The following is a 21185-nucleotide window of genomic DNA, read 5'->3' as shown; positions in this document are numbered from 1 at the left end:
CACTCCGTGGGGGCGGGCCTTTTTGAACGAGAAATGCCGCTGGAAAGGGCGTGCTACGCCCAGGAGATCAATCGCTTCGGCTGTTCGAGAATTGCCGCGATGTCCGCCAGGACCTTGGAGCCGAGTTCGCCGTCGACCAGGCGGTGGTCGAAGCTGAGGGCGAGGGTGGTGACCTGGCGGGGCTTGACCTTGCCCTTGTGGACCCACGGCTGGAGCTTGATCGCGCCGACGGCGAGGATCGCGGACTCGCCGGGGTTGAGGATCGGCGTACCGGTGTCGACGCCGAAGACGCCGACGTTGGTGATGGTCACCGTGCCGCCCTGCATCGCCGCCGGGGACGTCTTGCCCTCGCGGGCCGTGGTCACCAGCTCGCCCAGCGCCGAGGACAGCTGCGGGAGCGTCTTGTCCTGCGCGTCCTTGATGTTGGGCACGATCAGCCCGCGCGGAGTCGCCGCCGCGATACCCAGGTTGACGTAGTGCTTGAGCACGATCTCCTGGGCGGCCTCGTCCCAGGACGCGTTGACCTCGGGGTTGCGCTTGATCGCGACCAGCAGGGCCTTGGCGATCAGCAGCAGCGGGTTCACCCGCAGCCCCTGGAACTCCTTGTCCTGCTTCAGCTCCTCGACCAGCTTCATCGTCCGCGTCACGTCCACCGTCACGAACTCCGTGACGTGCGGCGCCGTGAACGCCGAGCCGATCATCGCCTGCGCGGTCGCCTTGCGGACCCCCTTGACCGGGATACGCGTCTCCCGCGCGGAGTCGTACACCGCCACGGCGGGCGCGGGAGCGGACACAGCTGCGGGGGCCGGGGCCTCGGCCACCGGCTCCGCCGGGGCCACCGCCGCGTGCACGTCCTCGCGGGTGATGACGCCGTCCGGCCCGGACGGGGTGACCAGCGTCAGGTCGACGCCCAGGTCCTTGGCCAGCTTGCGCACCGGCGGCTTGGCCAGCGGGCGCTCCTTCACCGGAGCCGGAGCCGGAGCGGCAGCCGGAACCGCAGCCCCGTGCCCGTTCAGCTCGGCCTGCACCGCCTGCGCGGCGGCGGCCACCGCCACCTCGGGCCCCTTGCGGGGACGCCGCTTGGTGGAGGACACGGCCACGCCGTACCCCACCAGCACCGGAGTACGGCCCTTCGGCTCGGCCTCCTCGGCAGGCGCGGGAGCGGGCTCGGCGGGCGCGGCCGGAGCCGGCTCGGGTGCGGCTCCGCCCGACACGTCCACCGCGATGATCGCCGTACCCACGTCGACCGTCGTGCCCTCGGCGAAGCGCAGCTCGCGCACCACCCCGTCGTAGGGGATGGGGAGTTCGACGGCCGCCTTGGCGGTCTCGACCTCGCACACCACCTGGCCGTCGGTGACCGTGTCCCCGACCTGCACGTACCACTTGAGGATCTCGGCCTCGGTGAGCCCCTCGCCCACGTCCGGCATCTTGAACTCGCGCACGGAAGCTTCCGTCATCGTCGTCACGAAACCTTCCTCAGTACGCAAGGGCGCGGTCGACGGCGTCGAGCACCCGGTCCAGGCCCGGCAGATACTCGTCCTCCAGGCGCGCCGGCGGGTACGGGGCGTGATAGCCGCCGACCCGGAGCACCGGCGCCTCCAGGTGGTAGAAGCACCGCTCGGTGATCCGCGCGGCGATCTCCGCGCCGGAGCCGAGGAACACCGGCGCCTCGTGAACGACCACCAGACGGCGGGTCTTCTCGACCGAGGTCTGGATGGTGTCGAAGTCCAGCGGGGAGACCGACCGGAGGTCGAGCACCTCCAGCGACTTGCCCTCCTCGGCGGCCGCGTCCGCCACCTGCTGGCAGAGCTTGACCATCGGGCCGTACGCGGCCAGCGTCAGATCGGTGCCCTCGCGGACCACGCTCGCCCTGTGCAGCGGGCCGGGGATCAGCTCGGGGTCGACCTCGCCCTTGTCCCAGTAGCGCCGCTTGGGCTCGAAGTAGATCACCGGGTCGTCGCTCTGGATGGCCTGCTGCATCATCCAGTAGGCGTCCGAGGCGTTGGACGGGCTGACCACCTTCAGGCCGGCCACGTGCGCGAACAGCGCCTCGGGGGACTCGGAGTGGTGCTCGACCGCGCCGATGCCGCCGCCGTAGGGGATGCGGATGACGACCGGCATCTTGACCTTGCCCAGCGAACGGGCGTGCATCTTCGCGAGCTGGGTGACGATCTGGTCGTACGCCGGGAAGACGAAGCCGTCGAACTGGATCTCGACCACCGGGCGGTAGCCGCGGAGGGCGAGGCCGATCGCGGTGCCGACGATGCCGGACTCGGCGAGCGGGGTGTCGATGACCCGCTCCTCGCCGAAGTCCTTCTGGAGGCCGTCGGTGACCCGGAAGACACCGCCGAGCTTGCCGACGTCCTCGCCCATGACCAGGACCTTGGGGTCGGTCTCCAGCGCGCGCCGCAGCGATTCGTTGATCGCCTTGGCCAGAGCCATCTTCTCGGCCATGTCAGTTGCCCCCTTCCGCGTCCGCGAACGACGCCTGGTAGGCGGCGAACTGGGCGCGCTCCTCGTCGACGAGCGCGTGCCCGTCCGCGTACACGTTCTCGAAGATGGCGAAGCGGTCCGGGTCCGGCATGGCGCGGACCGCTTCCCGCACCCGCTTGCCCAACGCCTCGGACTCGCTCTCCAGTTCCGCGAAGAATCCCTCGTCCGCGTGGTTCGAGGCTTCCAGGTAGGCGCGCAGGCGCAGGATCGGGTCCTTCGCCTCCCAGGCGACGCGCTCGTCGTCGTGCCGGTAGCGCGTGGGGTCGTCGGAGGTGGTGTGGGCGCCCATCCGGTAGGTGAACGCCTCGACCAGGGTCGGGCCCTCGCCGTTGCGGGCGCGCTCCAGCGCCCAGCGGGTCACGGCGAGGCAGGCCAGCACGTCGTTGCCGTCGACCCGGACGCCGGGGAAGCCGTAGCCCTGGGCGCGCTGGTAGAGCGGGACGCGGGTCTGCTTCTCGGTGGGCTCGGAGATCGCCCACTGGTTGTTCTGGCAGAAGAACACGACCGGCGCGTTGTAGACCGCGGAGAAGGTGAACGATTCCGCCACGTCGCCCTGGCTGGACGCGCCGTCGCCGAAGTAGGCGATCACGGCCGAGTCGGCGCCGTCCTTGGCCACGCCCATCGCGTAGCCGGTGGCGTGCAGCGTCTGCGAGCCGATGACGATCGTGTACAGGTGGAAGTTGTTGCCGTTGGGGTCCCAGCCGCCGTTGTTCACACCCCGGAACATGCCGAGCAGGTTGGTCGGGTCGACCCCGCGGCACCAGGCGACGCCGTGCTCGCGGTAGGTCGGGAAGACGTAGTCGTCCTCGCGGGTGGCGCGGCCGGAGCCGATCTGGGCGGCCTCCTGGCCGAGCAGCGAGGCCCACAGGCCCAGCTCGCCCTGGCGCTGGAGGGCGGTCGCCTCCGCGTCGAAGCGGCGGGTGAGCACCATGTCGCGGTACAGACCGCGCAGCTCGTCGGGGGTGATGCCGGCGACGTAGGCGTCGAACTCGGCGTTCTTGACCCGCTTGCCCTCCGGCGTCAGAAGCTGCACCAGCTCGGGCTCGGTGCCCTGCTTCGCGGTGCTGCGGGTGCTGCGCCCGGTACCGGCGGTACCGGCCTTGCCTGCGGCGCTGCGTCGCGGCTTGCGCGCGGCACTGCTCTCCACGGTCACGTGTGCTCCTCCGTCGTTCCGGCCCACGGGGTTGCCGGTGAGCCTGGGTTCCCCCTTGCTCGGTCGGAGCCGGGGGGAGCGGCCACCTCTTCTCGACCACCGGGCACGGGGTGGGTGCCGCTCGGCCGGGAACAGGCGTGACAGGTGCCCCGGCGAGCGCCTGCGGCTTTTAACGTTACCCAGTGCTCCACATTTCTGTGAAACCCCACCTGACCTGCGATTTTGCTTGGATTTCCAAGTAAATCGGCAAGGCCCGGAAGTTGCCTGGTCACAGCCTTGCAGGAGGCCGGAGCAACGGCACGTTATCCCGCGCACCCAGCTCAAAGGAAGAGTCCCGGCGCGTCACCGGGGACGGCTGCGGATTTCTTTCGCGCCGCGCGCGAATTGCGCTCCGAAGAACGCCGGGCCGTTCACCGGGGCACGCCGGGTGACCGAATGCGACCACCGACGACTGCCTGTGACAACCCCCAGTTCAAGGGGGCTTTCCGTGCCCTAGCATCGGCGCGTGCAGCGCCTTCGTGTACCACCCGTCGTGCCCCACGCGCCCCCGCTGGGCACCTTGTTACCCCTGTACGGAGCCGGTACGGCCCTCGCCTGTGAACCGGTCGACCAGGGGCTGCTCAACCGGGGCTTCCGGGTGCGCACCACCCGGGGCCGGTACTTCCTCAAGCACCATTTCGACCCCGACACCGCCGACCCCGACGCCATCGAGCGCCGCCATCTGGCCACGAAGCGCCTCGCCGAGGTCGGCGTCCCGGCCGTCCCGCCGCTCACCCACCGCGAGGGCCGTACGGTCGCGGTCGTCGGCGGGCACGCCTACGCGCTGCACCCCTGGATCGAGGGCGGGCATCTGCACGGCGGCCAGCTCACCCGCTCCGAGAGCGCGCGCCTGGGCGCGCTGCTGGGCGCCGTGCACGCCTGCCTGGAGCGCGTGATGCCGCCCAAGGGGCGCACCCGGCCGGCCACGAGCCCGCACCCGGTGGAGAGCGCCGACCCGGCCGACACCTTCGCTCTCATCGACGACCTGCTCGGCCACGTCCACCGTCACAAGCCGGCCGACGCCTTCGACGACCTGGCCCGCCACCGCCTGCTGGAACGCCGGTCGCTGCTGGAGCAGCACACCCACCGCCGCCCGCCGCGCGGCGGCCCGGTGGGCTGGGTGCACGGCGACTTCCACCCGTTCAACCTGCTCTACCGGGGCGGTACCCCCGCCGCCATCGTCGACTGGGACCGCCTCGGGGTGCAGCCCCGCGCCGAGGAGGCGGTACGGGCCGCCGCGATCTTCTTCGTACGGCCCGCGGGGATGCTGGACCTGCCCAAGGCGCGGGCGTACGCGCGGGCGTACCGGCGCGCGGCGCGCGCCACCCCCTCGGAGCTGGCGGCGGCCGTACACCGGGTCTGGTGGGAGCGCCTGAACGACTTCTGGATGCTGCGCTGGCACTACGAGCGCGGGGACACCCGCGCCGACTGCCAGTTCCCGGCCGCCTCCGCGCTCGCGGTGTGGTGGACACGGGAGTACGACGCGGTGTGCGACGCCTTCACCGGCTGAGCCGCTTCGGCCCCGTCAGCCGACGGGCCCGTCCGGGCCCGTTCCGGGGGCCGGCGACGTCGGCATTCAAGTGCCGTTCGCGCCGGCCGCGTCCGCTCCGGCCGCCGCACCGGCGTCCGCACCGCCCGCACCGGCCGTGGTGCCCTGGTCGGTGCCGCCCGCGTTGCCGGTGCCGTCCGTGGTGCCCGCGTCCGTGCCGCCGCCGGACGCGTCGCCCGTGGCGGGCGGCGAGGTCTGCGGGGTGCTCGGCTGCTCGGAGGTCTGCGGGTCGGTCGGCTCGTCCGACGGCTTGGCCGTACCGGGGTCGGTCGGCCGGTAGGACGGGGTGTAGTCCGAGCCGTTGTTCCAGCCCGAGCCGCCCTGGGTGGCCGGGTCGTCCGTCGGCTCCTTGGAGGTGCCGCCGGTCGGCGTCTCGGACGCCTTGTCGTCCTTGTGCGTCCGGGAGTGCGTCGGGGTCGGCTTGGGGCCCTTGCCCTCGTCGCCGCCGGTGTTGTTCATCGCGAGCGCGACACCGGCCACGACCGCGACCAGGGCGAGCGCGGCCAGCACCAGGAGCTTGCCCCTGCCGCTGCCCTTGTTCCCGTGGCCCTCGAAACCGCCGTCGTCGCCGCTCCCGTACCCGCCGGGCAGGATCGGCTGCGGGATCTGCGTGGTGCCGCCGCCGTAGCCACCGGACTGGGGCATCACGGTGGTGCCCGCGTAGCCGCCGGGCGGGGTCGGCGCGCCCGCGACGGCGTCCACCGGGCCGGTGTTCCAGGTGCCGGAGTGGGCGCCCTGGTCGTACAGCATCTGCAGGCCGTACTGGATCAGGCCGCGCATCTCCTCGGCCGTCTGGAAGCGGTCGTCCGGCTCCTTGGCGAGGGAGCGCATGACCAGGCCGTCCAGCTCGGGCGGGCAGCCGGCGGTGACCTGCGAGGGCGGCACCGGCATGTCCTGGACGTGCTGGTAGACCACCGACAGCGGGGTCTCACCGGTGAAGGGGGGCCGCAGCGCGAGGAGTTCGTAGAGCAGGCAGCCGGTGGCGTACAGGTCGGAGCGGTGGTCGACGGCCTTGCCGAGCGCCTGCTCCGGGGAGAGGTACTGCGGGGTGCCCATGACCATGCCGGTCTGGGTCATCGTCGTGGAGGCGCCGTGCAGGGCGCGGGCGATGCCGAAGTCCATCACCTTGACCGCGCCGTTGTCGGTGATGATGACGTTGGCGGGCTTGATGTCGCGGTGCACGATGCCGTGCTGGTGCGAGTAGGCGAGCGCGTCCAGCACCCCGGAGACGATGATCAGGGCCTGCTCGGGGCCCGGCGCGTCCGCGTCGACCAGCAGCTCGCGGATGGTGCGGCCCTCGACCAGCTCCATCACGATGTACGGCACGGCCTGGCCGTTCACCTGGTCCTCGCCGGAGTCGTACACGGCGACGATCGAGTGGTGGTTGAGCCCGGCCACCGACTGGGCCTCACGCGTGAAGCGGGCCTTGGAGGTGGGGTCCTCGGCGAGGTCGGCGCGCAGCAGCTTGACCGCGACCGTACGGCCGAGCCGGACGTCCTCGGCCGCGAACACCTCGGCCATGCCGCCCCGGCCGAGGCGATGGGTGAGCCGGTAGCGGCCGTCGCCGACGAGCCCGCCGTTGCCCCAGTTCTCCGGCGCCTCCGCCATGCCGCCGCCGGCCGACGCCTCGGGGTCGGACGGGCCTTGGGCGCCGTGCGTCTGTGCCATCGGTCCTCGCCGTCGTTTCTGCCCGCGATGCGCGCGGTGTTGATACGGACTCCGTCGGCCACGCTACAGCCTCGCCGGTGGCCGCCGGTCCCGATCCGGCACCGGGACGGGCCCAGGACGGACCGGCCATGAAACCCGCAGCACAGGCCCACGTGCAAATTCCGTGCACCGGTCGTACGCCCGCTGTAACGCTTGCGCGACGCTTCTTTCGCGTACGGTCACGGAACGGGCACCGGGCTTGACGTGTCCGTGCCCTCGGGCAGACTTGGCCGGGAATGACACATTCGATCAAGGCGGGTGCCGAGCGGCGCGTGTCCGGTCGATGACGGCTCCGACGGGCCAGTGGGGGACACGGAACGATGAGCCAGGACGGCGCACAGGGCGGCCGGTACACGGGGCGGGCACTGGCCGGCGGCCGTTACCGGCTCCAGGACCTGCTCGGCGAGGGCGGCATGGCCGCCGTGCACCTGGCCCACGACGCGGTGCTGGACCGCCAGGTGGCCATCAAGACCCTGCACACCGAGCTGGGCCGGGAGCAGGCGTTCCGCGAGCGGTTCCGCCGCGAGGCCCAGGCCGTGGCCAAGCTCACGCACACCAACATCGTCTCCGTCTTCGACACCGGCGAGGACGAAGCGGACGGCATGCCCTACATCGTCATGGAGTACGTGGAGGGCCGCCCGCTCGGCTCCGTGCTCGCCGACGACGTACGGCAGTTCGGCGCGATGCCCGCCGACAAGGCCCTGAAGATCACCGCGGACGTGCTGGCCGCGCTGGAGATCAGCCACGAGAAGGGGCTGGTCCACCGGGACATCAAGCCGGGCAACGTGATGACCACCAAGCGCGGTGTGGTCAAGGTGATGGACTTCGGCATCGCGCGGGCCATGCAGTCCGGCGTCACCTCGATGACCCAGACCGGCATGGTGGTCGGCACCCCGCAGTACCTCTCCCCCGAGCAGGCCCTCGGCCGCGGCGTGGACGCCCGCTCCGACCTGTACTCGGTCGGCATCATGCTGTTCCAGCTGGTCACCGGCCGGCTGCCGTTCGACGCGGACTCCCCGCTGGCCATCGCGTACGCGCACGTCCAGGAGGAGCCGGTCGCGCCCTCCTCGATCAACCGCGCGCTGCCCCCGGCGGTGGACGCCCTGGTGGCCCGCGCGCTGAAGAAGAACCCCAACGAACGCTTCCCCACCGCCGAGGCCATGCGGGAGGAGTGCCTGCGGGTGGCCGCCTCCCTCCAGCAGGCGGCGCCCAGCATCGTGCCGGGCGCGGCTCCGGCGCAGAGCGGCTCGGGCGTGGGCTCGGCGGTGTTCCCGCCGATCGACCACACGGCCCCGCAGCCCCACCCCGGCCAGGTGCACCAGCCGTACCAGCCGACGCCCAACCCGTACGGCACCCCGCCCCCGTCCTACGGCTACCCGCAGCAGGGCGGCTACCCGACCCCGCCCGCGTACGGCGGGCAGCCGGCGCCCGCCTACGGGGGCCAGCCGGCGACGGCGGTACCCTCCTCCGGGAGCGGCGGCGGCCGGAACAACAAGCCGGTGCTGATCGGCGCGGTCGCGGTGGCCGCGGTGCTGATCGCGGGCCTGCTGATCGCGCTCAACATGAACAAGAAGGACGACACCACGACGGGCGGGGGCGGCTCCCCCAGTGCCTCCACGTCCTCGCACGCCGCCGGCTACCGGGGGCCGGACACCTCGCGCACGATCGACGACACCGAGTGCACCGAGCCGCAGGAGTCGTACAACGACGAGAAGAAGATCCGGCTGCCCGACTTCCGGTACAAGAACATCGACTCCGTGAAGGCGTGCTTCCAGGCCGCGAGCTGGCGGTACTCGGTGAAGAAGGAAGACAACAACACCTGGGGCGACGGCACGGTCCTCGACCAGTTCCCCGCGCCGGGCACGGATGTCGACCCGAAGACCATGGGCGAGGTCTCGCTGAGCGTCTCCACGGGCGAGCCGCCGCAGTAGTCGGCTTACGAGAAGGGCCCGGCGGACCGAATCCGCCGGGCCCTTCTGCTGTTCCGGGTCTCTACAGGTACGGTCCGCCCGAGCGGCCGCCGGTGTGCTGCTCCTCGGCGTCCTCCGGGACACTGCCGGGCGGGAGCGCGCGGCGCATCTGCTCCAACTGGGCGCGGGCGGCCATCTGCTGGGCGAACAGCGTGGTCTGGATGCCGTGGAAGAGGCCCTCCAGCCAGCCGACCAGCTGGGCCTGGGCGATCCGCAACTCCGCGTCACTCGGCGTCGCCTCGTCGGTGAAGGGCAGCGAGAGCCGCTCCAGCTCCGCCACCAGCTCGGGCGCGAGGCCGTCCTCCAGCTCCTTGACCGAGCTGGCGTGGATCTCCTTCAGCCGGACCCGGCTCGCCTCGTCCAGAGGAGCGGCGCGCACCTCCTCCAGCAGCTGCTTGATCATGCTGCCGATCCGCATGACCTTCGCCGGCTGCTCCACCTGGTCCGTCACCGGGATCTCGCGGGAACCCTCGTCCGTGCCGCCACCGAGCGCCATCCCGTCCTGGCCCACGACGAGGATCTGGGGGTTCTCGGGCGACCGTTCGTTCCTCGGCATCTCCATGCCGTCATTCTCTCGCACCCGCCCACCCCCTCACCGCCGCACCCCCGCATGCCGGTGATCCGGCGTCCCGCCCCCGACGGCCCAGCCCGGAATGCCAGGTGAGCCGTGGAATGTGAGGCTGGATTCCTTCTGCCCCGGCATTTCCCCGGAGGTCACCGACGTGACTCCATGGCTGCGACTCACGCTCCGCCTGGTGCGGGTGCTGCTCGTCCTGGCGGCGACGGCCGCGCCCGTCTGCACCACGGCCGCGTACGGCGCGGAGAGCGGTCCGCCGGGTTCCCCCACCCCCTCCGGTCGCTTCTCCGCCCCCGCCGTACGGGCCCGGAACGCCGCCGACACCGCCTCGCCGTCCCCGACCGTCTCCAAGCCGGCGCGGGCCGGGAGCCGGGGCGGGGAAGGACGGATGCGGCCGGGCCGGCCCGATCCGCCCGACCCGGCCCAGGACCCGTCGGGCAGCGCCACGCCCGCCACACCCGAGGCCGCCTACCTGGAGGAGCCGGAGACCGCCGACAGCCCCGCCGCGCCCACGCCGACCGCCACGTCCGCCCCGGCCTCCCGGCCCGCCGCCGTACGCCAGGGGGAGAGCACCGCGGCGCGGGCGCCGCGCGTCCTCCCCCTGGGCAGCGGGCTGGTGCTGCTGGGCCTCGGTCTCGCCATGGCGCGGCTGGGCCTGCGGCTGCGCAGCACCTGACGGGCGCTCCGGGGTCAGGCGCTCGGCGTGACCAGCAGCACCTTGCCGATGTGGCCGCTGCCCTCCACCACCCGGTGCCCCTCGGCCGCGTCCGTCATCGGCACCTCACGGTCGACGACGGGACGTACGACGCCCGATGCGATCAGCGGCCACACGTGCTCGCGCACCGCCGCCACGATGGCCGCCTTCTCGCTCAGCGGGCGGGCCCGCAGCGAGGTCGCGCTGACCGCGCCGCGCTTGCCCAGCAGCAGGCCGATGTTCAGCTCGCCCTTGGTGCCGCCCTGCATCCCGATGATCATCAGGCGCCCGTTGACGGCCAGCGTCTCCACGTTCCGGTCCAGGTACTTGGCGCCCATGTTGTCGAGGATGACGTCGGCGCCCTTGCCGTCCGTGGCCCGCGCGACCTCGGCCACGAAGTCCTGGTCGCGGTAGTTGATCAGGATGTCCGCGCCCAGCTCGGCGCAGAAGTCCAGCTTCTCCTTGGTCCCGGCGGTCACCGCGACCCGCGCCCCGATGGCCTTGGCCAGCTGGATCGCCATGGTTCCGATACCGCTGGAACCGCCGTGCACCAGCAGCAGTTCGCCGGGCCGGAGGTGGGCCAGCATGAAGACGTTGGACCAGACCGTGCAGGCCACCTCGGGCAGCGCGGCCGCCTGCTTGAGGTCGACGCCCTCGGGCACCGGCAGCAGCTGCCCGGCCGGGACGACGACCTTCTGCGCGTAACCGCCGCCCGAGAGCAGCGCGCACACCTCGTCGCCCACGGACCAGCCGGAGACACCGGGGCCGAGCGCGGCGATCCGGCCGGAGCACTCCAGACCGGGGTAGGCGGAGGCGCCGGGCGGCGGGTCGTAGTAGCCCTGGCGCTGCATGATGTCGGCCCGGTTGACGGCGCTGGCCACCACCTCGACCAGCACCTCGCCCTCGCCGGGCACCGGGTCGGGCACCTCGGTCCAGGTCAGGTTCTCGGGCCCGCCGGGTTCGGAAATCGTGATCGCATGCATGCCCGCGACGCTACTCCCCGACCGCGCCACAGGCCCGGCGGCCCGCTCAGTCGCCCGGCAGTGGACGCGCGTGCGGGGCGACATGCGCGGTGGGGCTGGCCCGGACGATGGTGATCAGCCGGTCGGTGAGCTGCAACTCCCCGACGGACGGGTCGTCATAGCCCAGCACCCGGTGCCCGCGTACGACGCTGACCACGAGGTCCTCCGTGTCGCGCGGACGGCGGCCCACCTCGGCGCGGACCACCGGGCGGTCGACGATGTCCAGGCCACTGCCCTGCTGGATCAGGTCCTCCATCACCATGCCGGCGGCGGGGCTGAGCACGGAGAGACCGAGCAGCCGGCCCGCCGCGCCGGAGCTGGTGATGACCGCGTCCGCGCCGGACTGCTTGAGCAGCGGGGCGTTCTCCTCCTCGCGGACACAGGCCACGATCTTCGCGCCCCGGTTGAGCTGGCGAGCCGTCAGGGCGACCAGCACGGCGGTGTCGTCGCGCTGCGGGGCGATGATGATCTGCCGGGCCTTGTGCAGCTCCGCGCGGCGCAGCACCTCACTGCGGGTCGCGTCGCCGGTCACGCCCGCGTATCCCTCGGCGGTGGCCGCCTCGATCGCCTTGGAACTGGGGTCGACCACGACGACCTGTTCCTTCTTCAGTCCGGTCGCGCAGACGGTCTGGATCGCCGAACGCCCCTTCGTGCCGAAGCCGATGACCACGGTGTGGTCGCGCAAGGTGGACCTCCAGCGATTGAGCCGCCATTCCTCACGGGTGCGTTCGGTGAGGACCTCCAGCGTGGTGCCGACCAGGATGATCAGGAAGAGCACGCGCAACGGGGTGATGACGAGAATGTTGATGAGCCGGGCACCGTCGCTGACCGGGGTGATGTCGCCGTACCCGGTGGTGGAGAGGGTGACCGTCGCGTAGTAGAACGCGTCGAGCAGGTCGACGGGACCGTCGGAGTTGTCGTGGTAGCCGCTGCGGTCCGCGTAGACGACGAACGCGGTGGCGACCAGCACCAGCAGCGCCATCACCAGGCGCTTGGCGACCTGGCGGATGGGGCGTTCCACGGCCTTCCTCGGGAGCTTCACCCGGGAGGGCACCAGATGTTCGCCGGCCTGGCGGGCTATGGCGTCGTGGCCCGGAAGTTTCACGTGAAACACACTCCGATTCCGGCCGTGTCCCACGGCAGGTCCAGCAATTCCAGTCCGGCGCCCTGCGCCGCCCCGCCCGGCGGGACGACGGCGAGCGCGTCGGCGGTGGCGATCCCGCGCAGCATGGCGGGCCCGCTGTAGTGCAGCGGCACGGCCCACTCCCCGCGCAGCGCCACGGGGACGAGCCGGGTGTCGTGCGCGTGTCCCTGCACCGCTTCCCTCAGTGGCATCCGGTACGGCTCGGGCGCCGGGTGGGCGGCCAGCGCCCGCAGCAGCGGCTCGGCCAGGGTGAGCAGCCCGGAGACGGCCGCGAGTGGGTTGCCGGGCAGCCCGACGAGGTGCTGGTCCGCCTTGGTACGGGCCAGCAGCATGGGGTGGCCGGGGCGCACCGCGACGCCGTCGACGAGGAGTTCGGCGCCGATCCGCTCCAGCGTGGGGTGGACGTGGTCCACGGGTCCGCCGGCGGTGCCTCCGGTGGTGACGATCAGGTCGGCGCGGGAGGTGGTGATCGCCCTGCGCAGCGCCTTGGCGTCGTCGCCGAGCCTGCGGACGGCGACGACCTCGGCGCCGAGCACGCGCAGCCAGGGCGCCAGCATCGGGCCGAGCGCGTCCCGGATCAGCCCGTCGTGCGGCAGCCCCTCCGTGAGGAGTTCGTCGCCGAGGACGAGGATCTCGGCACGCGGGCGCGGGACCACGGCGAGGGTGTCGTACCCGGCCGCCGCGGCGAGGCCCAGCACGGCCGGGGTGACCAGGGTGCCGGTGGGCAGCAGCTGGTCACCGCGCCGGCACTCCTGGCCGCGCGGGCGGATGTCCTGGCCGTGGCTCGTCTCGCCCGTGGCGTGCAGCCGGTCCTGGGGGCCGGTGCGGCCGTGCTCGCTGCGCAGGACGGCGGTGACGCCGGTGGGGACGCGGGCGCCGGTGGCGATCCGGACCGCCTCGCCGTCGGTGAGCGGCTCGGGGAGCGCGTGGCCGGCGAGCACGCCGCCGTCGCGGACCCGCCAGGGACCTGGGCCGGCCACCGCCCAGCCGTCCATGGCGGAGGTGTCGAAGGAGGGCAGGTCGCTGAGCGCTTCCAGGGGGGCGGCGAGGACCAGGCCGAGGGCGTCGGCCAGGGCGACGGAGGCGGCGGGGCGCTTCGTGGCCCGGCGGGCGGCCAGGGCGGCGATCTCGCGGGCCTCGGGCCAGGAGGTGGCGTGGTCGTGGAGGTGGGCGGGGGCCGTCCGGCCGGTCCGGTCGGTCCGGTCGGGTCGGGCCGCCTTCTCCAGCCGGTCTGCCCGGTCCGTCCGGCCTGTCCGGTCGTTTCCGGGTGCGCGGACGAGGGCCAGGGCTTCCTCCACGTCGAGGTCGTCGAGGGCGGAGGCGTCACCGGGCCCGGCGGGCGGTCCGGTATGGGTGCCGGAGGCGGTCATCCGGCGTCCGGGGCGGACCCGCCCCCGCTGTGCTCGGCTTCCCAGCGGATGGCGAGGTCGGCGACCTTCGCGGACGCCTCGGCGATGGACTCGGCGTCGCCCTTGCCCTGAGCGGCGGCGTAGCCGATGAGGAAGGTGGTGAGCGGGGCGGCGGGGCGGGCCACACCGTGGGCGACGTCACGGGCGGCGTCCAGCAGGACGCGGGTGTCGACGTCGAGCTCGATGCCCAGCTCGTTCTTGACTGCGGTGATCCATTCGTTCAGCACGTGCCCATGCTCCCTGATCCGTGCCCTGGCGTGGGCGATGTCTTCCCAGGTGTCGCAGTCGAAGGAGGCGAGCGGGTCGATGAGGCGCGTCAGGCGCAGGGCGCCGGTCAGGCGGCGCAGGGGCAGGCCGGTGAGGGTGCCTCGGCCGGTGTGCGCTGCGTGCTCGGCCTTGTCGGCGCGCTTGGCCTTGTCGGTGTGCTCGGCCTGGCCGGTGTGCTTGGCCCGGCCGGTGTGCTCAGCCTGGCCGGTGTGCTCGGCCTGGCCGGTGGCGAGGGCGGCGAGGGCGCCGCGCAGGGAGGCGGTGCGGTACGCGGCCACCAGCGGCTGGTCGCGGCCGTCGTCGTCGGTGAGCATCGCCCCGTCGGCGTCGCTGTCCCGCAGGGCGGCCAGCAGCCGGTGCACGGTGTCCGCGCCGAGGAACGGCAGGTCGGCGGAGAGCACCACCGCGTACTCCGCCGTGGTGAGCCGCAGCCCCGCGTCGAGCGCGGCGACGGGTCCGCCGCCGGCCGGCTCCTCCCGTGCCCAGCGCACCGGCCGGGCGGTGGCCCGGGGGTCGGCCACGACGACGGTGGTGGCCGCGTCGGCGCAGGCCGCCAGCACCCGGTCCAGCAGCGCCCGGCCGCCGACCCGGACGCCGGGCTTGTCGGCCCCGCCGAGCCGCCGCGCCCCGCCTCCGGCCAGCACGACGGCGTCGTACGGGGCACCGGCCCCCGGGCCGGACCCGCTGGTCTCGGGGGATGCGGGCGACGGGGGGCCGGCCGGGGCGTTGTCGGTCACCCTTCGAGTATGGCCGGTCGGCACTCGGGGGCGGACCCCGCCCGGCGGAACCGGCCGGCCGCTGTCACACGGTGCGCAGCAGTACGGCGGGCTGCTCCACGCAGTCCGCCACGTACCTCAGGAAGCCGCCCGCCGTGCCGCCGTCGCAGACCCGGTGGTCGAAGGTGAGCGAGAGCTGCACGACCTGGCGCACGGCCAGTTCGCCCTCGTGCACCCACGGCTTGGGGACGATGCGGCCGACGCCGAGCATCGCGGCCTCGGGGTGGTTGATGATGGGGGTGGAGCCGTCGACCCCGAAGACGCCGTAGTTGTTCAGCGTGAAGGTGCCCCCGGTGAGTTCACCCGGCGTCAGCCGTCCGGCGCGGGCGGCCTCGGTGAGGCGGGCGAACTCGGCGGTGAGCGACTCGGCGTCCCGCGTATGCGCGTCCCGGACGACCGGCACGACCAGTCCGCGCTCGGTCTGCGCGGCGAACCCCAGGTGCACACCGGGCAGTTGGACGACCTCGCGGGCCTCGGTGTCGACGTAGGAGTTCAGCTCCGGGAACCGGGCGAGGGCGGCAGCACAGATACGGGCGAGCAGGGCGACCAGGGAGATCTTCGGTGCCCCGGTCGCGTTCATCGCGGCCCGCGCGCGCAGGAGTTCGGTCGCGTCGGCGTCGACCCAGCAGGTGGCGTCCGGGATCTCCCGGCGGCTCCGGCTCAGCTTCTCGGCGACGGCCCCGCGCACGCCCTTGAGGGGGATGCGGGTGCCTTCGGAGGCTGCGGTGGGGGGTGCGGTGGTCGGGGGTGCGGTGGCTTCGACGCGGAGGGCCGCTTCGACGTCCGCGCGCAGGATGAGGCCGTCGGGGCCGGTGCCGCGCAGGGCGTGCAGGTCGACGCCGTTGTCCCGGGCGAGCTTGCGGACGAGGGGGGAGATGACGGGGACTGGCCCTTGGGGGGCGAGGGATTCCGGAGCGGCCGGCTCCGGGGTGAGGGTGGGTGCGGGCGCGGGTGCCGGGGCGGCCGGTGCGGTGCCGTTGGCCACCGTGAGCTGGGTGCGTACCCGGCGCCGGCGGCGGGCGGGGGCCTGGGTGCCGTAGCCGACCAGGACGTTGCCCGAGCCCTCGGCCTCGGCGGCGGGCTCTCCCGCCGGTCCTACGGCGGCGGCATCGGGGGAGCCGACCGCGACGGTGATCAGGGGTGCGCCGACGGGCAGTTCGGTGCCCTCCTCGCCGTAGCGGGCGGTGACCACACCGCCGTAGGGGCAGGGGACCTCCACCATCGCCTTGGCCGTCTCGACCTCGACGACCGGCTGGTCGATGGCGACCACGTCACCGACGGCCACCAGCCAGCGCACGATCTCCGCCTCGGTGAGCCCCTCGCCGAGGTCGGGCAGCTTGAACTCCAGTACCTGTGCCATCAGTTCTCCGCCTCCCACTGGAGGCGGGCCACCGCGTCCAGCACACGGTCGACACCGGGCAGGTGGTGCCGCTCCAGCATCGGCGGCGGGTAGGGCAGGTCGAACCCGGCCACGCGCAGCACCGGTGCCTCCAGATGGTGGAAGCAGCGCTCGGTGATCCGGGCCGCGATCTCGCCGCCGGGACCGCCGAACCCGGTCGACTCGTGCACGACGACCGCGCGGCCGGTGCGCCGGACGGAGGCGCAGACCGTCTCGTCGTCGAAGGGCACCAGCGAGCGCAGGTCGACGACCTCCAGGTCCCAGCCCTCGGCGCGGGCGGCCTCGGCGGCCTCCATGCACACCGGGAGGGACGGGCCGTAGGTGATCAGGGTGGCGCTGGTGCCGGGGCGCCGGACGACCGCGCGCCCGATGGGCTCCACCTCGGTGGGGTGGTCGGCGTTCCAGGTGTCCTTGGACCAGTAGAGCCGCTTGGGCTCCAGGAACACCACGGGGTCGTCGGAGGCGATGGCCTGCCGCAGCAGCCCGTAGGCGTCGGCGACCGTGGCCGGGGTGACGACGTGCAGGCCGGGGGTGGCCATGTAGTACGCCTCGGAGGAGTCGCTGTGGTGCTCGACGCCGCCGATGCCGCCGCCGTAGGGGACACGGACCGTGATCGGCAGGGGCATACGGCCCCGGGTGCGGTTGCGCATCCGGGAGACATGGCTGACCAGCTGCTCGAACGCCGGGTAGGCGAACGCGTCGAACTGCATCTCCACCACGGGCCTGAGGCCGTACATGGCCATGCCGACGGCGGCGCCGAGGATGCCCGCCTCGGCCAGCGGGGTGTCCGTGCAGCGGTCCTCGCCGAACTCGGCGGCGAGCCCGTCGGTGACCCGGAAGACACCGCCGAGGGTGCCGACGTCCTCGCCCATGACATGGACGGCGGGGTCGGCGGCCATCGCGTCGCGCATCGCGCGGGTGAGGGCCTGCGCCATGGTGGCGGGCTTGACGGCGACGGTGGTCATCGCGGGTCGCCTTCCTGGTCGTCCTGTTCGGCGGCCAGCTCGGTCCCGAGCAGCGCGCGCTGCTCGCGGAGCTGCGCGGTGGGCTCGGCGTACACGTGGTCGAAGAGGTCCATCGGGTCGAGCCGGGGGTCCTGGTTCATGCGTTCGCGCAGGTCGGCGGCCATCGCCTCGGCGTCCTGCCGGACCGCGTCGATCGCCTCCTCGTCCAGCAGCCCGCGTGCGGTCAGCTCGCGTTCCAGCAGCTGGACCGGGTCGTGCCGCCGCCACGCCTCGACCTCGTCGTCCTCGCGGTAGCGGGTCGCGTCGTCGGCGTTGGTGTGGGCCTCCACGCGGTAGGTCACCGCCTCGACCAGGGTCGGGCCGCCGCCCGCGCGGGCGCGTCGTACCGCCTCGCTGAGCACCTCGTGCACCGCGACCGCGTCGTTGCCGTCGACCAGGCGGCCCGGCATGCCGTACCCGACCGCCTTGTGGGCGAGGGAGGGCGCGGCGGTCTGCTTGGCGAGCGGGACGGAGATCGCGAAGCCGTTGTTCTGCACCAGGAAGACGACCGGGGCCTGCCAGACGGCGGCGAAGTTCAGCGCCTCGTGGAAGTCGCCCTCGCTGGTGCCGCCGTCGCCGACCATGGCGAGCGCGACCACGTCGTCCCCCTTGAGCCGCGCGGCGTGCGCGAGGCCCACCGCGTGCGGCAACTGGGTGGCGAGCGGGGTGCTGAGCGGGGCCACGCGGTGGGTGTGCGGGTCGTAGCCGGTGTGCCAGTCGCCGCGCAGCAGGGTGAGCGTCTCCACCGGGTCGACGCCCCGGGCGACCACCGCGAGGGTGTCGCGGTAGCTGGGGAAGAGCCAGTCGCGCTCCTCCAGGGCCAGGGCGGCGGCGACCTCGCTCGCCTCCTGTCCCGTGCTGGAGGGGTACACGGCGAGCCGGCCCTGTTTGGTGAGCGCGGTCGCCTGCGTGTTGTAGCGACGGCCGCGGACCACCTGGGCGTAGAGCCGGCGCAGCAGGTCCGGGTCGGCATCGGCGGCCGCGCCGGTGCCGAGGACGCGATGGGGCTCGGCGTCGGGCAGCAGCGGCGCGGGGTCCGTGCGGGGCTGCCAGGCGGGCGGCGGCGATGGCCGGTACGCGCCCTGCTGCTCCATGACCGTCATGACGGCACCTCCTCGTGGGAGCGGCTACGAGAGGCGGGTCGGCTGTGACCCGTCTCACCTACCGATTGTTCGGTCGTCGGCGCATTTTGGCTACTGGCCCCCTCAGGCTGTGGACAAACGGTTTTGCACAGCCTGGAATGAATGCAGGACGTCCACGGCGATGAAGCGGGGGGACATGACGCCTGAACAAATGGCCCAGGCGGCGGAGGCGCATGGCGCACCCCCGCCCCGCCCGCTGGATGCCATAGATCAGGACATCCTCAAGATCCTCCAGGCGGACGGCCGCGCCTCGATACGGTCGGTCGCCGAGCGGGTCCACGTCTCCCGCGCCAACGCCTACGCGCGGATCAACCGACTGGTGGAGGACGGGGTGATCCGGGGCTTCGGCGCCCGGGTCGACCACGAGCGGGCCGGGCACGGCACCTCGGCGTACATCACGCTCAACATCGTCCAGAACACCTGGCGCACGGTCCGGGAACAGCTTCGCCGCCTGCCCGGCGCATCCCACATGGCGCTGGTCGGCGGCGACTTCGACGTGCTGCTGCTGGTGCACACGCCGGACAACAGGGCGCTGCGCGAGCTGGTGCTCACCCGGCTCCAGTCGATCCCCGAGGTGCTCGGCACCCGCACGCTGCTGGTGTTCGAGGAGGAGGACCTGGAGCCGGACGCGTGACCTCTACTCCTCACGGAGCCCGGCGAAGACCAGCCGCACCACCGCGTCGGCCACCTCGCGCCCGCCGGCCCCGCCCGTCTCGGGCCGGTACCACTCCACGATGGAGTTGATCATTCCGAAGACCAGCCGGGTCGCCAGCCGGACCTCCACGTCCCCCCGCACGTCCCCGTCCTCGGCGGCCGCCCGCAGCAGGGCGGCCACCCGGTGGTCGAAGTCCCGGCGCCGCTCCAGCGCCCACCGCTCCGCCTCGGTGTTGCCCCGGACGCGCAGCAGCAGCGTCACGTAGGGCAGCTCGGCTATGAGCACCTCGACCATGCGCCGTACGACGTGCTCCAGCCGGTCCACCGGCCGCCCCACGCGCGCGTGCTCCTCGTCGAGGATGGCGAACAGCCCGTCCAGCGCCCGGCTGACGGCCCGGCGCAGCAGTTCCTCCTTGCCGCTGACGTGGTGGTAGATCGAGGACTTGGAGATGCCCGCGGCCCGGGAGAGGTGCTCCATGGAGGTGCCGTCGTAGCCGCGCTCGTTGAACACCCCCACGGCGACCGAGAGCAGGGTCTCGGGGGTGTACGTGTCGCGCCTGGCGGTGGTCATGAGGTGCCCTCCCGCTTGTCGGTGGCGTACGCGTGGCGGTAGAGCGCGAGGGACGGCGCGTACCGGCCGGAGGGGTCGCGCAGGTGCAGGTCGTCCAGCAGCTCGTACGCCCAGCTCCGGCCGAGCCTGCGGCTCCACTCGAAGGGCCCGAGGGGGTAGTTGACGCCCAGGCGCATCGCGGTGTCGATGTCCTCCTCGGTGGCCACGCCCTTGGCGACGGCGTCGTGCGCGAGGTCGACGATGCGGGCGACCGCGCGGGCGACGATCATGCCGGGCACGTCCCCGATGACGCTGACGTCCTTGCCGAGCGCCTGGAAGAGGCCGATGGCCTCGGCGAGGGTGCGCGGCGAGGTGTCCTGGGAGGCGGAGAGCGCGATCCGGGTGGCGGCGCGGTAGTCGAGGGCGAGGTCGAAGTAGACGACGTCCCGGAACTCCACGGCGGTCTGGCCGTCGGCGAGGACCAGTTGGCCGCCGCTCGGCAGGGCCAGCCGGCTGCCCTGGTCCTCGCCCTCCTCGTGGACGGCGATGCCCGCCTCGCGGATCAGCGGGAGCAGCCCGGCGGCCGGGCCGAGATCGCCCTCGACGGTGACGTGCGCCGGGGGCTTCTCCTTCTCGGCGGTGTGCGGCTCGGGACGCTCGGCGTCCTCGGCGTAGTCGAACCAGCCCTGACCGCTCTTGCGGCCGAGCCGGCCCGACTCCACCAGCCGGCGCTGGGCGAGCGAGGGCGTGAAGCGGACGTCCTGGAAGAAGGAGCTCCACACCGAGTGGGTGACGGATTCGTTGACGTCCTGCCCGATGAGGTCGGTCAGCTCGAAGGCGCCCATGCGGAAGCCGCCGCTCTCGCGCAGCACCGCGTCGATGGTGGCCGGGTCGGCGCCCTGGGCCTCCAGCACGGCGAACGCCTCGGCGTAGAAGGGCCGGGCGATCCGGTTGACGATGAAACCGGGGGTGTCCGCGCAGGCCACCGGGGTCTTCCCCCAGGCGCGGGCGGTCTCGTACGCGCGCGTGACGGACGTGACGTCGGTGGCGTACCCGGAGACGACCTCCACCAGGGGCAGCAGCGGGGCCGGGTTGAAGAAGTGCAGGCCCAGGAAGCGGTCCGGGGAAGCGAGCGCGCCGCCGACGGCGGTCACCGACAGGGAGGAGGTGTTGGTGGCGAGGAGGCAGTCCTCGGAGACGATGCCCTCCAGCTCCCGGAACAGCTCCTGCTTGACGTCCAGCCGCTCCAGCACGGCCTCCACGACGAGCGCGCAGTCGGCCAGCCCGGTCAGGTGCTCGACGGGCGTGAGCCTGGCGCGCGCCGCGTCCCGCTCGTCCGCGCCGAGCCGGCCCTTGGCCACGAGCCGGTCGAGACGGGCACCGATGGCCTCGGCGGCCTCCCGCGCCCGGCCGGGCACCGCGTCATGCAGCAGAACCGGGTGGCCGGCACTCAGCGCGACCTGGGCGATGCCCTGGCCCATGGTGCCGGTGCCGACCACGGCCACGGGGCTGCTGAGGTCGATAGCTGTCATGTGCGCGATCCTCCCGCACGACGTTGTCCACAGATGCGGCGGACCCCCTTGTCCCGACCGATCGTTCGGTTACTCTAGCCCTGACCGCCCGCGGCCCACCACCG

General features: G+C 73.1%; 18 protein-coding genes. 4 read left to right on the top strand and 14 right to left on the bottom strand.

All coding sequences use genetic code 11. The features are described from left to right. Positions 1-53: 53 nt before the first annotated feature. The 3 genes from D0Z67_RS15020 to pdhA (D0Z67_RS15010) are packed head-to-tail and all read right to left on the bottom strand — an operon-like array spanning position 54 to position 3646. Entirely contained in the window at positions 54-1466 is a 1413-nt protein-coding gene (locus D0Z67_RS15020) for a dihydrolipoamide acetyltransferase family protein (RefSeq protein ID WP_031179000.1), read from the bottom strand. Positions 1467-1476: 10 nt separating this feature from the next. Beyond that, entirely contained in the window at positions 1477-2454 is a 978-nt protein-coding gene (locus D0Z67_RS15015; RefSeq protein WP_031179001.1) for an alpha-ketoacid dehydrogenase subunit beta, read from the bottom strand. Between the two features lies 1 nt (position 2455). Next, positions 2456-3646: a pyruvate dehydrogenase (acetyl-transferring) E1 component subunit alpha gene (gene pdhA / locus D0Z67_RS15010; RefSeq protein WP_031179002.1), complete on the bottom strand. Its 1191-nt coding sequence runs from the start codon at positions 3644-3646 to the stop codon at positions 2456-2458. A gap of 505 nt (positions 3647-4151) precedes the next feature. On the opposite strand from pdhA (D0Z67_RS15010), the gene D0Z67_RS15005 reads away from it, so the two are divergent. Beyond that, positions 4152-5195 carry a phosphotransferase gene (locus D0Z67_RS15005; protein WP_234312560.1) on the top strand — a complete coding sequence of 348 codons (1044 nt, stop codon included), beginning with the start codon at positions 4152-4154 and terminating at the stop codon, positions 5193-5195. Positions 5196-5261: 66 nt separating this feature from the next. Here the strand turns inward: D0Z67_RS15005 and D0Z67_RS15000 are convergent, their stop codons facing one another. Next, positions 5262-6902, bottom strand: a complete 1641-nt coding sequence (locus D0Z67_RS15000; protein ID WP_031179004.1) for a protein kinase domain-containing protein — start codon at positions 6900-6902, stop codon at positions 5262-5264. Positions 6903-7261: 359 nt separating this feature from the next. On the opposite strand from D0Z67_RS15000, the gene D0Z67_RS14995 reads away from it, so the two are divergent. Continuing rightward, positions 7262-8872 carry a protein kinase domain-containing protein gene (locus D0Z67_RS14995; RefSeq protein WP_031179005.1) on the top strand — a complete coding sequence of 537 codons (1611 nt, stop codon included), beginning with the start codon at positions 7262-7264 and terminating at the stop codon, positions 8870-8872. Positions 8873-8933: 61 nt separating this feature from the next. On the opposite strand, the gene D0Z67_RS14990 is transcribed toward D0Z67_RS14995, so the two are convergent. After that, a complete protein-coding gene (locus D0Z67_RS14990; RefSeq protein ID WP_031179006.1) occupies positions 8934-9473 on the bottom strand; it encodes a bacterial proteasome activator family protein in 540 nt (179 codons plus the stop codon). Positions 9474-9585: 112 nt separating this feature from the next. Between D0Z67_RS14990 and D0Z67_RS14985 the strand changes: the two genes are divergently transcribed. Next, entirely contained in the window at positions 9586-10164 is a 579-nt protein-coding gene (locus tag D0Z67_RS14985) for a hypothetical protein (RefSeq protein WP_051887426.1), read from the top strand. Positions 10165-10178: 14 nt separating this feature from the next. Here D0Z67_RS14985 and D0Z67_RS14980 read toward each other — a convergent pair whose 3' ends face one another. The 7 genes from D0Z67_RS14980 to pdhA (D0Z67_RS14950) form a co-directional block, all read right to left on the bottom strand. Next, on the bottom strand, positions 10179-11165 hold the full coding sequence (locus D0Z67_RS14980) for an NAD(P)H-quinone oxidoreductase (RefSeq protein ID WP_031179008.1): 987 nt from the start codon (positions 11163-11165) through the stop codon (positions 10179-10181). Positions 11166-11211: 46 nt separating this feature from the next. Beyond that, entirely contained in the window at positions 11212-12309 is a 1098-nt protein-coding gene (locus D0Z67_RS14975) for a potassium channel family protein (RefSeq protein WP_031179009.1), read from the bottom strand. Continuing rightward, positions 12306-13718, bottom strand: coding sequence for a molybdopterin molybdotransferase MoeA (locus tag D0Z67_RS14970; protein WP_031179010.1), 1413 nt, complete (start codon positions 13716-13718; stop codon positions 12306-12308). Before D0Z67_RS14970 ends, D0Z67_RS14975 begins: the two co-directional genes overlap by 4 nt. After that, positions 13715-14761 (bottom strand): NTP transferase domain-containing protein, encoded by a 1047-nt coding sequence (locus tag D0Z67_RS14965; RefSeq protein WP_199812115.1) that lies wholly within the window; start codon positions 14759-14761, stop codon positions 13715-13717. The genes D0Z67_RS14970 and D0Z67_RS14965 overlap by 4 nt, the downstream gene beginning before the upstream one ends. A 64-nt stretch (positions 14762-14825) precedes the next feature. Beyond that, on the bottom strand, positions 14826-16160 hold the full coding sequence (locus D0Z67_RS14960) for a dihydrolipoamide acetyltransferase family protein (RefSeq protein ID WP_031179012.1): 1335 nt from the start codon (positions 16158-16160) through the stop codon (positions 14826-14828). Further along, positions 16160-17164 (bottom strand): alpha-ketoacid dehydrogenase subunit beta, encoded by a 1005-nt coding sequence (locus D0Z67_RS14955; protein WP_031179013.1) that lies wholly within the window; start codon positions 17162-17164, stop codon positions 16160-16162. The genes D0Z67_RS14960 and D0Z67_RS14955 overlap by 1 nt, the downstream gene beginning before the upstream one ends. After that, positions 17161-18306, bottom strand: a complete 1146-nt coding sequence (pdhA, locus tag D0Z67_RS14950; RefSeq protein ID WP_031179014.1) for a pyruvate dehydrogenase (acetyl-transferring) E1 component subunit alpha — start codon at positions 18304-18306, stop codon at positions 17161-17163. The genes D0Z67_RS14955 and pdhA (D0Z67_RS14950) overlap by 4 nt, the downstream gene beginning before the upstream one ends. 175 nt (positions 18307-18481) lie before the next feature. Between pdhA (D0Z67_RS14950) and D0Z67_RS14945 the strand changes: the two genes are divergently transcribed. Beyond that, on the top strand, positions 18482-18979 hold the full coding sequence (locus tag D0Z67_RS14945) for an Lrp/AsnC family transcriptional regulator (RefSeq protein WP_234312561.1): 498 nt from the start codon (positions 18482-18484) through the stop codon (positions 18977-18979). A gap of 3 nt (positions 18980-18982) precedes the next feature. Here D0Z67_RS14945 and D0Z67_RS14940 read toward each other — a convergent pair whose 3' ends face one another. Then, entirely contained in the window at positions 18983-19570 is a 588-nt protein-coding gene (locus D0Z67_RS14940; RefSeq protein ID WP_031179016.1) for a TetR/AcrR family transcriptional regulator, read from the bottom strand. Continuing rightward, positions 19567-21081 (bottom strand): 3-hydroxyacyl-CoA dehydrogenase, encoded by a 1515-nt coding sequence (locus D0Z67_RS14935; protein WP_031179017.1) that lies wholly within the window; start codon positions 21079-21081, stop codon positions 19567-19569. Before D0Z67_RS14935 ends, D0Z67_RS14940 begins: the two co-directional genes overlap by 4 nt. Between the last annotated feature and the right edge of the window lie 104 nt (positions 21082-21185).

Source organism: Streptomyces seoulensis (assembly GCF_004328625.1).
Classification (GTDB): Bacteria; Actinomycetota; Actinomycetes; order Streptomycetales; family Streptomycetaceae; genus Streptomyces; species Streptomyces seoulensis.
The sequence above is the reverse complement of the archived record's forward strand: the minus strand, read 5'-3'. Positions and strand labels throughout refer to the sequence as shown.

Excerpts from the sequence above, each read along its gene's own strand:
- D0Z67_RS15015 (WP_031179001.1), bottom strand. The coding sequence starts at position 2,454 with ATGGCCGAGAAGATGGCTCTGGCCAAGGCGATCAACGAATCGCTGCGG.
- D0Z67_RS15000 (WP_031179004.1), bottom strand. The coding sequence starts at position 6,902 with ATGGCACAGACGCACGGCGCCCAAGGCCCGTCCGACCCCGAGGCGTCG.
- D0Z67_RS14995 (WP_031179005.1), top strand. The coding sequence starts at position 7,262 with ATGAGCCAGGACGGCGCACAGGGCGGCCGGTACACGGGGCGGGCACTG.
- D0Z67_RS14990 (WP_031179006.1), bottom strand. The coding sequence starts at position 9,473 with ATGGAGATGCCGAGGAACGAACGGTCGCCCGAGAACCCCCAGATCCTC.
- D0Z67_RS14980 (WP_031179008.1), bottom strand. The coding sequence starts at position 11,165 with ATGCATGCGATCACGATTTCCGAACCCGGCGGGCCCGAGAACCTGACC.
- D0Z67_RS14970 (WP_031179010.1), bottom strand. The coding sequence starts at position 13,718 with ATGACCGCCTCCGGCACCCATACCGGACCGCCCGCCGGGCCCGGTGAC.
- D0Z67_RS14960 (WP_031179012.1), bottom strand. The coding sequence starts at position 16,160 with ATGGCACAGGTACTGGAGTTCAAGCTGCCCGACCTCGGCGAGGGGCTC.
- D0Z67_RS14955 (WP_031179013.1), bottom strand. The coding sequence starts at position 17,164 with ATGACCACCGTCGCCGTCAAGCCCGCCACCATGGCGCAGGCCCTCACC.
- pdhA (WP_031179014.1), bottom strand. The coding sequence starts at position 18,306 with ATGACGGTCATGGAGCAGCAGGGCGCGTACCGGCCATCGCCGCCGCCC.
- D0Z67_RS14945 (WP_234312561.1), top strand. The coding sequence starts at position 18,482 with ATGACGCCTGAACAAATGGCCCAGGCGGCGGAGGCGCATGGCGCACCC.
- D0Z67_RS14940 (WP_031179016.1), bottom strand. The coding sequence starts at position 19,570 with ATGACCACCGCCAGGCGCGACACGTACACCCCCGAGACCCTGCTCTCG.
- D0Z67_RS14935 (WP_031179017.1), bottom strand. The coding sequence starts at position 21,081 with ATGACAGCTATCGACCTCAGCAGCCCCGTGGCCGTGGTCGGCACCGGC.